The 14,551-nt window shown below is 53.6% G+C and carries 8 protein-coding genes and 2 tRNA genes; 1 reads left to right on the top strand and 9 read right to left on the bottom strand.

Annotated features, from left to right (window positions below):
• Positions 1–13: 13 nt before the first annotated feature.
• From NH461_RS06500 to NH461_RS06485, 4 genes are all read right to left on the bottom strand, one after another.
• Positions 14–87, bottom strand: a tRNA-Cys gene (locus NH461_RS06500).
• Positions 88–362: 275 nt separating this feature from the next.
• Positions 363–1,496, bottom strand: coding sequence for a carboxynorspermidine decarboxylase (gene nspC / locus NH461_RS06495; RefSeq protein WP_261602430.1), 1,134 nt, complete (start codon positions 1,494–1,496; stop codon positions 363–365).
• Positions 1,497–1,622: 126 nt separating this feature from the next.
• Positions 1,623–2,867, bottom strand: coding sequence for a carboxynorspermidine synthase (locus NH461_RS06490; RefSeq protein ID WP_261602429.1), 1,245 nt, complete (start codon positions 2,865–2,867; stop codon positions 1,623–1,625).
• A gap of 88 nt (positions 2,868–2,955) precedes the next feature.
• Positions 2,956–5,844 (bottom strand): pyridoxal phosphate-dependent class III aminotransferase, encoded by a 2,889-nt coding sequence (locus NH461_RS06485; protein WP_261602428.1) that lies wholly within the window; start codon positions 5,842–5,844, stop codon positions 2,956–2,958.
• Between the two features lie 660 nt (positions 5,845–6,504).
• Here NH461_RS06485 and NH461_RS06480 point away from each other — a divergent pair.
• A complete protein-coding gene (locus NH461_RS06480; RefSeq protein ID WP_261602427.1) occupies positions 6,505–7,407 on the top strand; it encodes a LysR family transcriptional regulator in 903 nt (300 codons plus the stop codon).
• Between the two features lie 52 nt (positions 7,408–7,459).
• Here the strand turns inward: NH461_RS06480 and NH461_RS06475 are convergent, their stop codons facing one another.
• From NH461_RS06475 to uvrY, 5 genes are all read right to left on the bottom strand, one after another.
• A complete protein-coding gene (locus NH461_RS06475; protein WP_261602426.1) occupies positions 7,460–10,306 on the bottom strand; it encodes an FAD-binding and (Fe-S)-binding domain-containing protein in 2,847 nt (948 codons plus the stop codon).
• 308 nt (positions 10,307–10,614) lie between these two features.
• Positions 10,615–10,688: transfer RNA gene (locus NH461_RS06470), tRNA-Cys, on the bottom strand.
• A 252-nt stretch (positions 10,689–10,940) separates the two neighbouring features.
• Positions 10,941–11,498, bottom strand: coding sequence for a CDP-diacylglycerol--glycerol-3-phosphate 3-phosphatidyltransferase (pgsA, locus tag NH461_RS06465; protein ID WP_261602425.1), 558 nt, complete (start codon positions 11,496–11,498; stop codon positions 10,941–10,943).
• A gap of 44 nt (positions 11,499–11,542) precedes the next feature.
• Positions 11,543–13,393: an excinuclease ABC subunit UvrC gene (gene uvrC / locus NH461_RS06460; protein ID WP_261602424.1), complete on the bottom strand. Its 1,851-nt coding sequence runs from the start codon at positions 13,391–13,393 to the stop codon at positions 11,543–11,545.
• Between the two features lie 2 nt (positions 13,394–13,395).
• Positions 13,396–14,040, bottom strand: coding sequence for a UvrY/SirA/GacA family response regulator transcription factor (gene uvrY / locus NH461_RS06455; protein WP_255390124.1), 645 nt, complete (start codon positions 14,038–14,040; stop codon positions 13,396–13,398).
• Positions 14,041–14,551: the final 511 nt, after the last annotated feature.

The following is a 14,551-nucleotide window of genomic DNA, read 5'->3' as shown; positions in this document are numbered from 1 at the left end:
TCTCAAGAGAGAATGGAGGCGCGTCCCGGAGTCGAACCGAGGTCCACGGATTTGCAATCCGCTGCATAGCCACTCTGCCAACGCGCCATTTTGTCTATACCGATAATGAAGAAGCTTCCGCTGCGGTACGGGGTGTAATTTACTGATTTTGAAAAATGAGTCAATAAAAAAGATGACAACTTGATGTCAACTGCTTAAAAAGCAGCACATTCAATGACTCTTCATCCAAGATGGATCGTTTTCAACCAGACAGTTTGTACAAAGAAGTTGTACCAATAAGTTGTACAAAAAAGCCCGGGGCCAACAAGCACACCGGGCTTTGAACAGAAGCTTTCAGGCATCTGTCGGATATGGTGTCAGACTCAGCTTACAGACCACTGAGACAGAGAACGTTTGAAATCATCGTAACCGAACTCGTTCAGCTTCTCGATGTCACCATTCTGGCGCTGGCAGTAAATCGACGGCATTTTCAGGCCATTGAACCAGTTCAGCTTCACCATGGTATAACCGGCACTGTCCATAATGTGCAGGCGCTGACCAATTTCCAGTGGCTGCTCAAACGAAGTCACACAGAACTGATCGCCGGCCAGACATGAACAGCTGCCAATCACATAGGTATGCTCGCCCTGCTCGCTGGCTTCGGCAATCGAGGCCGGCTCGTTATAAATCAGCGTATCGAGACGGTGCGCTTCTGTAGCACTGTCCACAATGGCTGTTTTCATCCCGTTCTCGACAATATCCACCACAGTCACCACCAGATCCGCCGTCTTGGTGATAATGGCTTCGCCCGGCTCCAGGTACAGCTGCACGCCATGCTTTTCAGCAAAAGCTTTCAGAGCCGCAGCCAACTTCTCCAGCTCGTATCCCGGCCAGGTAAAGAAGACTCCGCCGCCCAGGCTGACCCACTGAAGCTGATCCAGATAAGCACCGAACTTGTCCGAGATTGCATCCAGCAGCCCGATGAACGCATCCGCGCTCTTGTTCTCACAGTTCATATGGAACATCACGCCGTCGATGGTCTCGAACACCGCCGGATCCAGATGATCGGCCTGAACCCCCAAACGGGAGAACTGACGCGCCGGGTTTGCCAGATCCTGCCCGGCATAGCTGACACCCGGATTCAGGCGCAGGCCGACCGAGGCCTTCCCTTCAACCAGGTGGCGATGCGCTGCCAGCTGAGATTGCGAGTTGAAGATCATCTTGTCACAAATTTCAGCCACTTCGCGGACATCATCTTCACTGTAACCGACGCTGTAAGCATGCGTTTCACCGCCAAAGGTCTCATATCCCAGCTTGACCTCATTCGGGCCACTGCTGGTGGTCCCATCCAGGTACGGTTTAATGATGTCAAAGACACCCCAGGTCGAGAAACACTTCAGTGCCAGAACCAGTTTCACACCCGATAGCTCTTTCAATCGCTTGGCGATTTCCAGGTTGGCGATCAGCTTGGCTTCATCAATCATGAAGTAAGGAGTTTTTAGTTCGCTTTTTTGCATGGATTCAATCACTTTAATAATCGAACAAAGCCGATGCGCTTTGCATCGGCTTTTAGGTCTCTACAAGATTAAGGCCTCTCAGAATTCTTTGCCGTGTTCACGACAAGAACCGAGTCACTCAACCCCTTACTTCAGGATGTTAATCAGCGGTTGACCAACTTCCAGCTCCTGAACACCCCAGTCCAGACCGATGCCTGGCATGGTTTCCAGGAACGGATCCGGGTCCAGTTGCTCCATGTTGAACACGCCTTTACCAGCCCACTCGCCACGGAAGTACTGCAGCGCAGCCGTGATCGCCGGAACACCCGTGGTGTAAGAAATGGCCTGGTGCTCCACGTCTTCGTAAGCCACTTCGTGGTCCGCGTTATTGTAGATAAACACGCTACGCGCTTTACCGTCTTTGGTCCCCTGAACCCAGGTCCCGATACAGGTTTTACCCGTATAGCCCGGTGCCAGAGAGGTTGGATCAGGCAGCAGCGCTTTCAGCACTTTCAGCGGCTCAACAACAGTACCGTCTTGCAGCGTCACCGGATCCGGGCTCAACAGGCCGATGTCACGCATACAGTTGAAGTAATTCAGGTAGCGATCACCGAAGCCCATCCAGAACTCAATGCGCTTGGCCGGAATGAACTCTTTCATTGAGCGAACTTCGTCGTGCGCCATCGAGTAAACTTTGTGGCTGCCCACTTCCGGGAAGTCAAACTCCATCATACGGGTGTGACATGGCACTTGTTTCCACTCACCGTTTTCCCAGTAGAAAGAGTCGCCCTGAATTTCCAGCATGTTGGTTTCAGGATCGAAGTTGGTCGCGAATTTCTTACCGTGATCACCGGCGTTCACGTCCATCACGTCAATGGTGTCAATTTCATCAAACAGGTGCTTCACGGCGTATGCCGCAAATACGCTGACCACGCCCGGATCGAAACCGGCGCCCAGGATCCCGGTGATGCCCGCTTCTTCGAACTTCTCACGGAATGCCCACTGCGGATCGTAAGCTTCAGGTACTTGCTGGCCTTCACTACACAGGTCAACCGCAACCGACGTATCCAGGTAAGATACTTTCGCCTGGTAACACGCCTCCATAATGGCTACGTTTACCCACGGTGGTCCGGCATTAATGACCAGATCAGGCTGAACTTCTTGAATCAGTGCAACCAGCGCATCCACATCATCAGCGTTTACCGCACGCGCTTCCAGTTTCTTTGAAGGATCCTTCAGGTTGTTCTTTTTCTTGATCGATTCAATGATCTGGTCGCACTTTTTCACTGTGCGGGATGCAATGGTGATATCACCCAGTACATCGTTATTCTGGGCCGCTTTATGGGCAATCACCCAACCTACGCCGCCTGCACCAATTTGTAGAATTGCCATAGTTTTCTGTCTTCCGTTATTAATCTAGAGTCTCTCGTACTGCCTGGTCCGAACCATCAGGCCAGGCAGCCCCCGTAGTCATTCTCAATTACTGGGTAATCGCTCTCGCCAGTTGATTGATATCGTTAAGTAAAGTTTCAAAATCCGCCATCGTCAGGCAAGGATTCAAAATGGTGAATTTCAATGCCACCTGGCCGTCCACAACGGTTTCGCCCAGCACAGCAATGCCTTTCACCAAAGCTTCAATTCGGAGTTCCTTGTTGAACTGATCCAGATCCACCGCCGGGTTCCCGATATAGCGGAACAGGACTGTCGACAGGGCCGGATCGGCCAGCAGTTCAAACTCAGCTGACTGGTTGACCATATCCGCCACTTGCTGTGTTTGACCCAGCAGGTGATCATACATGGCACCCAACGCATCTGTGCCCACACATTGCATGGTCATCAGCACTTTCAAGGCGTCGAAACGCTTGGTGGTCGCAATCGACTTGTCCACCAGATTCGGCAGCAAATCATCTTCACGGTTCAGGTAATCTGCATGATGCAACAGATACTTGAAGTTCGCTTTGTCACGCACCAGTACCGCACCACAGCTGATTGGTTGATAGAACAGCTTGTGGAAATCCACGCTCAACGAGTCTGCACGCTCGATCCCATTCAGACGCGCCTTATGGCGGCTCAGGATCAGGGCACCACCGTAGGCACCATCGACATGCAGCCACAGTTGATGTTGGTCAGCGATGTCAGCCAGACCGGCCAGATCGTCAATCGCACCGTGATCCGTGGTCCCTGCGGTACCCACCAGCGCGAACGGCAGCAGACCGTCCTGCTTCATGCTCTCCAGGGTTGAAACCAGCGAGGCCAGGCGAATTGTGCCGTCAGGGTTCGTATCAACACACGTCACCGCATGCTCACCCAAGCCCAGCAGCGAGGCCGACTTCTGTACGGTAAAGTGAGACTTCTTCGAGCACAGAATGCGGAGTTTACCCGCGTACTCCGGCAAGCCGTCTTTCTGGATGTTATGGCCGGACATTTGATCAGCCGCCCAGTCGCGCGCCAGCAACAAGCCCATCAGGTTGCTCTGGGTACCGCCACTGGTGAAGACACCATCCGCACCGGCGCCATAGCCGTAAACGCCGCTCAGCCAGTCCACGACCTTCTGCTCAACAAATGTTGCCGCACTGGCCTGGTCCCATGAATCCATCGATTGGTTCAATGAGCTGATGAAGGCTTCTGCCGCAACGGCCGGGATCAGCGGTGGCGTATGCAGGTGCGCGATGCAGCTCGGGTGCTGCACCATAATCGAGTTCTTGGCAATCAGTTCACCGGTTTGCTCAATCACGGTTTCCAGCGGCAATTGCTGGCTGTCCAGATCGATGTTGTTGATCAGGTTTTTCAGCATCAGCGGCTCAATACCGGAGTACGGCGCATCTGTTGACTCAAACACCTGCTTCAGCACCTGAGTGGTCTGGTTCAGTGCCGCTTCGAGCACATTGGCACCACCTTCACCGGTGTGGATGAAGTGGGTACGCCACTTTTCCTGCTCGCTATCGGTGTCCGTTTCCGCAATCATGGCCGGACCTGCGGTCGCCAGAATCGCGTTATACAGTGCATCCAGCGCGAAATCGAGTTGCTCGTAGCTGATGATCAGTGGCGGCAGGAAGCGCAGAACAGAGCCCTGGCGGCCACCTTTTTCAATGATCAGACCACGCTCCAGCGCAGCACGCTGGATATTAATCGTCAGCGCCGGATCCGCTTCCGGCTCACCAAACTTGTTCTTGGTGCCGTCTGGCTTCACAATCTCAACGCCCAGCATCAGGCCCTTACCGCGAACTTCAGCAATACAGCTGGTCTGGCGGGCAATACGCTCCAGCCCTTCACGCAGGTACTGACCTGCTTTGGCGGCGTGTTCCACCAAGTTGTCACGACGGATAATTTCCAGCGCCTTGGCACCGGTCGCCATCGCCAGCTGGTTGCCGCGGAACGTCCCGGTGTGTTCGCCCGGACGCCAGGTATCGATTGATTTGTCAAAAATCAGCAGCGACATCGGCAAACCGCCACCGATAGCTTTTGACAAGCACAGAATATCCGGTGTGATGCCCGCTTCTTCAAATGCGAAACGATAACCGGTTTTACCGATACCACACTGGATTTCATCCAGGATCAGCAGAATGCCGTGCTCTTTGGTGATCCGACGCAGCTCTTGCAGCCAGAACGCCGGCGCTGGGATCACCCCGCCTTCGCCCTGAACCGGCTCAACAATAATCGCCGCCGGCTTTTGTACGCCGCTCTCGTCATCGTTCAGCATCCGCTCAATATAACGGATGCTCTGCTTGGCACTCTCGTTGCCTTTCAGGCCAAACGGGCAGCGCAGTGTGTATGGGAATGGCAGGAAATGTACATCAGCCATCAACCCCTGACGACGCGCTTTGGTGCCCAGGTTCCCCATCATGGCCATGGTACCGTTGGTCATCCCGTGATATGCACCATGGAACGCCGCCATGGTGTTGCGACCCGTGGTTTGCTTGGCCAGTTTAATGGCGGCTTCCACAGCATCGGCGCCAGACGGACCACAGAACTGAATGCGGGCATTGGCCGCAAAATCGTCCGGTAAGAAGTTCATCACTTCTTTGATAAATTTATCTTTCACCGGCGTGGTCATATCCAGGGTCTGATACGGCAGGCCCTGATTCAGCTGATCGATGATCGCCTGATTAATTTCCGGGTGGTTGTAGCCCAGCGCCAGCGTACCGGCACCGGCCAGGCAATCCAGAAACACCTGGCCCCGGCTGTCTTCGACAAGCACACCGGCGGCTTTTTTGATTGCCAGCGGCAGGCGTCTCGGGTACGAACGAACCTCAGACTCATAGTGCTCCTGACTCAGCAGAAGCTCATCCGGGGTTAGGTCGTATAAATCCTGTACATTCGGTACAGTTGAATCTAGCTTGATACCATCAAAATCAAACACATTACTCATGAGTGCGATCCAAAAAAGTTAATCCGCTGCCAGCGGTAGGCTGAGCACATATCAATCTGACTACAAAAACACACAACCACCTGTCATGCCCTCGTGGGAATTTCAGGTGCCCGGGTGAGATATCAGAGGTATGTTCTCTGCCTGCAAACACAAACTCATCATCAGCCAATGCCGATGAGGTCACGGGTTTACAGCCAAAAAGCTGTATCGGTCGGGGATGGGATCAAGGCTCAGTAATAATACTGCAGTTCGGTAAGACAAAGCTGATTTGTGAATTCGATATTAGCGTGATCACTGTTGGGTTCCTTCAATATGCTCCTGCTTACTTCTGGCAGGATAGCGCTATCAATGCCCTTCTACTGACAGTCGGTCTGTCAGTACCTACGACCGCTGTGATGCAATCAGCCTGAGTTCATCACAGCGCATATGTCTCAGAAAGCCGTCGTCTGAGATTGCGCAGAACGTAACATAGTGTTGATGGCAATGACAAACATTATTTTTTACCCGACTGTTATATTTTTATGACAATCCCATCTTGTACAACATAATCTACCCACAGAGCACCGACTTAACCGATTTCCGGCCTGCGTCTATGGCACAATCGACGCTATGGCGTATAATGCAACAAAAAATTTTATTGTTGCTTTAAGTTTATTAATCATGCGGAACACTGACGATTTTCTGATCTTTTATCACCTGATCGAGCAAGGCTCATTCAGCAAGGCCGCCGAACATATCGGCCTGACGAAATCCGTGGTCAGCAAGCGCATGACCCGGCTCGAAGAAGAGCTCGGGGTTCAGTTGCTCTACCGAACCACCCGCAAGCTGACACTGACGGAAGCCGGAGAAGTCTTCTTCAGCCACGCGCGCGAAGTCTATGTATCGGTGCAAAATGCAGAAGATGCCATGAGTGGCCTCGGAGAACGGCTGTCAGGCACCATCCGCATCACGGTCCCGACCATTTCCGGGGAGCTGATCCTGCCCAAAGCCATTGCCGCATTCAGCGACAAATATCCGGACATCACCATTCAGATGGATCTGGACAACCGGTTTGTCGATATCGTGGAAGAAGGCTACGACCTGGCCATCCGCACCGGGATGCTGCCGGACTCCAGCTACATCGCCCGACGTCTGGTCGAGGCACAGTGGGTCATCTGTGGTGCCCCGGCTTACTTCGACCGCCGGAAAGCCCCGAAGTCATATCAGGAGCTGGATAAACACAATTGCCTGGCCTATTCCTATCAGGAAACCGGGGCAACAGAGTGGCTGTTTCACGGCAAAACCGGTCCGTTTACCGCCAAGGTTCAGGGGAACTTCAGCACCAACAACGCCTCATCCCTGCGCAGTGCTGCCCTGCTGGGACAAGGGCTGGTGTATGTCCCGCGCATCCTGGTGGCCGACGATCTGGCCCGGGGCGAGCTGATCGAGGTGCTGCAGGATCAGGTGGCCAAACGGCTCGGGATCTACGCCATCTACCCGTATACCCGCCAACAACCGGCCAAAATTCGGTTGTTCATTGAACACCTCTACCAGTGCTACCAGCAGCACAAAGACAAATTTTGACCGCAATCCGGCAGATCTGGTGAGGCGCAACATGACCTCACCAGATCTAGGGCTAACCCGCGATCGGCTGGCTGACCTTATCCACCAGATACAGAATCGAACGATACTCGATGCCGCTGTGCTCCGACAGGCCGATCTCACAGGTCCGGCTATTGGAATACCCTTCCCGGCAGTCTTCCGGTACCTGCGCCTTCAGTGGCGACAGCGCCGCGGCATTGAGCTCAGGTGTGGTAAAGCCTTTATCACCGGCGAAACCACAGCACTGGATATCCTCCGGGATGATCACCTGCGTTGCACAAGCTTCGGTGACTTTCTGCATCACGCCTGCCAAGCCCTTGCGTCGTGAGGTACAGGTAATATGCAGCATCACCGGCGCTTCCTGTGGCGTGATCGTCAGCCGCGGCATGACGAACTCTGCCACAAACTGAAATGGCTCGTAGATGGTCAGATCGCCGCGCAGGGTATCTTTACTCAGGCTGGCACATGGACTGGTATCCATCAATACCGGTAACTGGCCCTGCTCGGAGGCCTGCCACAAAGCAGCCTCGAGTTGCTGAGCTTTCCTGGCAGCGGTTTCCGGGAACCCCTTGCTTTGATACGGCATACCACAACACTGGCTATTCAGGTTCTCCGGGATCACCACTTCGTAGCCAGCTTTGGCCAGCAGCGATATCGTCACGTCTGAGAGGGAGCGGGGATCCATGGCCTGTTTCTCGGTCCCCATATTGCGTGAGGCGCAACTCGGGAAGTAAACAATTTTCTCCCGGCCGATGGCGTTGATCTTCAACCCGGACGGCAGGCACAGCTTCCCGGCAGAGCGCGGCATATGAGGCGTCCAGAGTGGCAGCCGGTTACCGGACAATTTGCGAGCCGCTGTGCTCACCGAGCGCATCGCGCCACTGCCTAGCACGCCGTGTATGCCATCGGCGGCGCGAAGCCCGACTCTGGCGGCGGCCGTGACGCCATCAAAGTGATCCGCCGTCCAGCGGGCAATCGTGCTTGCCATCGCCGAATGGTTCGCCCGAAGTTTGCGCATCAGATCGCCGGTGTTGATATCCACCGGGCATCGCTCGGCACACAAACCGGTCGCCGCACAGGTATCAATTCCCTGGTACTGGAACGCCTTTTCAATCTGCGCCAAGCGTGCCGGATCCTCGTTGCTGCGACGCAGGCGCTGGATTTCCCGATACACGGTATTGCGCTGGCGCGGCGTCAGGGACAGGTTGCGCGACGGACAGACCGGCTCACAGAATCCACATTCGATACACTTGTCGATCAGCATATCGGCCGCTGGCATCGCTTTGAGATCTTTGACGTGGGCATCACTGTCGTCATTGAGGATCACCCCCGGGTTCAGGATCCCGGTGCGATCGAAAATCCGCTTGATTTGTTGCATCAGGGCGTAGCCTTCACTGCCCCACTCCAGCTCGACAAAGGGGGCCATGTTTCGCCCGGTCCCGTGCTCAGCTTTCAGTGAGCCCTGATAATCGACCGCAACCAGCTTGGCTACCGCATCCATAAACGCGCCATAGCGGGTGATTTCTGCCTCAGTATCAAATGCCTGGGTGAAAACAAAGTGCAGGTTCCCCGCCAGCGCATGACCGAAGATAATCGCTTCATGGTATTCGTACGTGGTGAACAACTCCTGCAATTCACGCACCGCCGGCGCCAATTGCTCAATCGGAAACGCCACATCTTCAATAATCACCGTGGTGCCGGTTTCACGTACCGCGCCTACGGCCGGGAACAACCCTTTTCGGACACCCCACAGCTGCGCGCACACTTGCGGATCCCGGCTAAACGGGACGGCTTCGATCGGGACGAAACCTTTGATCAGCGCCGTCAGCGCTTCCGCCTGCGCGGTCAAACCTGGATCATCTTCTGCGTGGATCTCCACCAGCAACGCCGCTGCTTCCGTATTGCCTTCAGCACCCAAACGGGCAATAAAGCCCGGCATCCCCGGCTTGTCCGCGACCGACGCTAGCGCGCGGCTGTCCATCAGCTCTACCGCCGCGACCTGGGTCTTGCTCAGCTCACTTACGGCCCGACATGTGGTTTCGATATCCGCAAACACAAACAGAGCCGAGGCTTTAAAGGCATGATCCACCACTGTGTTGTAAGTGATATCGGCAATAAAGCCGAGGGTACCTTCCGAGCCGATCAGCAAGTGCTGCAGGATCTCGATGGGGTCGTCATAATCCACCAAAGCATTCAGACTGTAGCCGGTGGTATTTTTCAGCCGATACTTGTGGCGGATTTTGTCTGTCAGCGCCGGATTGTCCAGACAGCTTTGCGCCAGCGCTGACAAATCATCCAGCATCTCACCGTGACTGCGACGAAACGCCGCCACACTCTCGTCATCCAGGGTATCCAGCACGGTGCCATCCGCCAGCACCACCGTCATCCCCGCCAGGGTTTTGTAGCTGTTCTGTGCCGTCCCGCAACACATGCCCGAGGCGTTGTTCGCCGCAATACCGCCGATTTTACAGGTGTTAATCGAAGCTGGATCCGGACCGATTTTGCGCCCGTACGGCGCCAGGAACTTATTGGCATCCGCCCCAATCACGCCTGGTTGCAACCAGATTTGTTCACCGCCCTTTAAGATTTCATGTTGGCGCCAGTTGGTCGTCAGGGTGATCAACACTGAATCGGATAGGGCCTGGCCCGACAAACTGGTTCCGGCGGCCCGGAAAGTAACGGCGATATTCAGGGCGTAACACGCCTTCATCGCAAAAACCACTTCCTCCAGGTTATCCAACTGCAGGATCAGCTTGGGGATCAGGCGGTAAAAACTGGCATCGGTTCCATAGGCCAGCGTCAGGGTCGGATCGGTGATGATACGCTGCGCATCAATGCGCTCCTGTAACTGTGCAATCAGGGTGTTATATGGCTGCTGCATGGCGGCTCCGTGTACTTCATCCATAGGGATTTTTTATTATGTACTGCCGGACAGGTATGAAACACACCGGGACAGGCAGTGATTGGAATAGCCGTATTTTATCGGGGGGATATTAGCAAATAAATAAACTCGGATTCACAAGCCTGTTGCAAAAAGTTTACCAATCACTCATAACCGGAATTCTGCGGCACCGGAAAGGAGAGAAAAGAGAAAGATGCGTGAAGCATGAAAGATGAAGGGAAGAAAAACGCCAGATACAAAAAAACCAGCATCATGCTGGTCTGTTTCTCCCGAATAGAAGGAGAAAATGGAGGCGCGTCCCGGAGTCGAACCGAGGTCCACGGATTTGCAATCCGCTGCATAGCCACTCTGCCAACGCGCCTCTGAATTGTTACCATGTCGGGTGACCCTGTCTGGTATGGCGGCCATTGTACAGATCCACCGGAGCGTGTCACGAAAAAAATGAAAAAACAGATGCGTTCGACTCATTTTTCACCAGACCCTTCAAAATACCAGCTTACTGCACAGGGATCAGACGCTGCAATCCCCCCATCTCATCGTCATCAGCGAACCTGAGATCAAAAAAAGCGGCATCCACTGCCGCTTTTTGTCTCGAATCACGCTCAGGCGCGCCTTACACGTCTTCGGAATTCAACAAATCGTCTTTCGCCGCCCGAAGATAAACATACATTGACCAGTAAGTGAGCACCATCGCCGCATACAGGGCAATATAACCGACCCAAACCAGCCACTCATTCGGATGCCACAGCAATACCAACAACGCAAACATCTGGGAGCCGGTTTTGACCTTGCCCACCCAGGAAACTGCCACGCTCGAGCGTTTGCCCAGCTCGGCCATCCATTCCCGCAGCGCAGAAATGATAATTTCCCGGCCGATCATGGTCACAGCAGGAATCGTCACCCAGACCGAGTGGTAATGTTCAACGACCAATACCATCGCCGCCGCCACCATCACTTTATCGGCAACCGGATCGATAAAAGCGCCGAATCGGGTGGTCTGGTTGAGTTTACGCGCCAGGTATCCGTCAAACCAGTCGGTGACACCGGCAATGAAGAAGATCAGTGCAGTCGCAAAAGGCGCCCAGCTATACGGCAGGTAAAAAGTGACCACAAAAAAAGGGATAAGCAGCAGCCGGATGAAACTGAGGATATTCGGGATCGTTAAACGCATAATGAATAGTTCTTATGATTAATTATTTTTAGGGTGCCGCAAAGCTAGCCGTGCTGCAATGCGTCATAAATTTTTTCTGCCAGTGAACGACTGATACCAGGGACCTTGGCAATCTCTTCTCGACTTGCTCTTTTCAGTTCTTGTAACCCGCCCATATATTTTAAAAGCGCCTGGCGACGTTTCGGCCCAATACCTTCCACATCTTCCAGTACACTGCGTTTCCTTACTTTTGCGCGCTGCGCCCGGTGGCCACTGATGGCATGGTTATGACTTTCATCGCGGATATGCTGGATTAAATGCAGCGCCGGTGAATCCGACGGCATCGAAAACTCTTCACCCGTCACCAGAAGTAGGGTCTCCAGCCCGGGTTTCCGCGTGGTGCCTTTGGCCACCCCAACCAGCAGGGCACGCTTGGGCCATTCACCCATCAACGGACCTACTACATCATACGCTCTTGAAAGCTGACCTCTACCCCCATCAATAAAAATAATGTCGGGAATCTTGTCCGGATCCAACTGTTTACCGTAACGACGCTCCAGGGCTTGCGCCATGGCGGCATAATCATCTCCGCCGGTGATCCCGCTGATGTTATAGCGACGGTATTCCTGCTTCAGCGGCCCGTCCTGATTAAACACCACGCACGAAGCGACGGTTTTTTCACCCATAGTGTGACTGATATCAAAACATTCCATCCGCGCCAGGCTGTTGAGCTTGAGCACTTCACGCAGTTGAGTCACGCGCTGGTGAACTGTCATTTTGTGATTGAGCTTACTGGTCAGCGCCGTGCTGGCATTGGTCTGGGCCAGCTTCAGGAAACGCGCCCGGTTGCCGCGCGACTGGGTTCTGAGTTCAATCTTGCGCCCGGCCAGCTCGGTCAGGGTTTTGGCAATCACCGTTTTCTCATCGCCAAGCTCAGCCCCCAGCAAAATCACCGACGGGATCACCCGACCTTCCGCCTGGTTGAGATAGAACTGGCTGACAAAACTGGACAACACTTCAGTGAGCTCGGTGTCGGTCGGTAGTTTGGGGAAGTAGCTCCGGCTGCCCAGAATTTTACCCTGACGGATATAAAGTGCATGAATACAGGCCATGCCCTGCTCATGGGCAATGCCGATCACATCCATATCATCTTCGCTATCCTGGCTGACGAACTGCTGCTCCTGGACCCGACGCAGTGCCTGGATTTGATCACGATAAGTCGCTGCCTTTTCAAACGCCAGTTGCTGACTGGCCTGCTCCATCTTTTCGACCAACGACGCGATCACCTGACGATCTTTGCCCTGCAGGAACAGCCGGACGAAATTCACCTGCTCCTGGTAATCGGTATCACTGACCAGCCCTTTCACACACGGGCCCAGACAACGACCGATCTGATACATCAGACACGGCCGGCTGCGATTGGCATACACCGAGTCTTCGCACTGGCGAACCGGGAAAATTTTCTGCAACAGGTGCAGGCTTTCACGCACCGCCCCGGAGTCCGGGTACGGGCCAAAATACTCGCCTTTGCGCTTTTTGGCACCGCGGTGAATGGTTAATCGCGGATGGGCATTGTTGCTGAGAAAAATGTAGGGATACGACTTGTCGTCGCGGAGCAGGACGTTGTATTTCGGCAGATACAACTTGATGTAGTTATGTTCGAGGATCAGCGCTTCGGTTTCCGTGTGGGTCACGGTCACGTCGACCTTGCAAATTCTCTGAACCAGCGCCCGGGTTTTCTCGCCCGCAACATGGGTCCGGAAGTAGCTCGACAAGCGCTTTTTCAGATCTTTGGCTTTACCGACGTAAATGACCTCACCAGCCTGGTCGTACATCCGATAGACGCCCGGCTGGTGAGTCACTGTTTTGAGAAAGCTCTTCGAATCGAAGCTGTTGGATTCAAGCGGTTCTGACACTACTACAACGTCTCTGTGTCTAACATTCCGTGACGAATCGCAAGGTGGGTCAGCTCAACATCACCATTGATATCCAGCTTATTAAACAAGCGGTAGCGGTAGCTGTTGACCGTTTTCGGACTCAGGTTCAACTGTTCGGAAATCTCTGTGACTTTCTGCCCTTTGGTGATCATCATCATGATCTGCAGTTCGCGCTCAGAGAGGTCTTTAAACGGATTTTCCGCATCCGAAGCAAACTGGCTCAACGCCATCTGCTGGGCAATTTCCGGAGAAATGTATCGCTGGCCACTGTTGACCATCCGAATCGCATTGACCATTTCATCAGGGCCAGCCCCTTTGGTCAGATAGCCCGCGGCCCCCGCTTGCATCACCTTGGTCGGGAACGGGTTTTCGGTGTGAATCGTTAAAACGATGATTTTGACATCGGGGCTAAAGCGCAGAATCTTACGCGTTGCTTCAAGGCCACCGATACCCGGCATATTCATATCCATCAACACGATGTCCGCATGCTCCTGGCGGCACCATTTGACGGCTTCTTCACCACTGTCGGCTTCCCCTACCACTTTAATACCACGGACGTCTTCAAGAAGACGTCGGATCCCTGTGCGAACCAGTTCGTGATCATCTACAAGGAATACATTAATCAAGCTGTATCTCCGATATGATTTGGCTCTGCACCCAGCCGGAATTGGCAGGATAGCTATTACTGATCTTACCCAATTTTACCCTAACTTGAAATCTGAGCTGCCACTGTTTCTGTGTTTTAGCGCAAAGTTTCTCTGCCAGGTGTCACTTGACAAAAAGGGGACAAAAGCTTTTGAACGCAGATTGGTAAATTGAACAAACTAAGCAGCAGTATTTACCATATATCTGAAAAAATAAAGTATAAAATTCAATATATCCAAGTGGTTATAACTTAGTCAGAAAATCCTGCTGCTCCACTCCCCACGCGCTTGCGCGCCGGCTGGACGAGAAGCCTTCACCACAAGGAGAACACCCGGTCGTACGCCCCGCAGCGTATCAGGCCAGGTAAAGAAGTCCGTTTCAGTTTGATTTCACAGCGATCTTTTCATACAGCTCAGTCATATTCAGTCCCTGAAGCGCAGTGCTTGAAGGTATGTCAGCACCCCGTAATTTTAGACAATAACGTCCAGAAAA

Source organism: Photobacterium sp. TY1-4 (assembly GCF_025398175.1).
Taxonomy (GTDB): domain Bacteria; phylum Pseudomonadota; class Gammaproteobacteria; order Enterobacterales; family Vibrionaceae; genus Photobacterium.
This window is presented reverse-complemented; position numbering and strand designations above follow the sequence as displayed.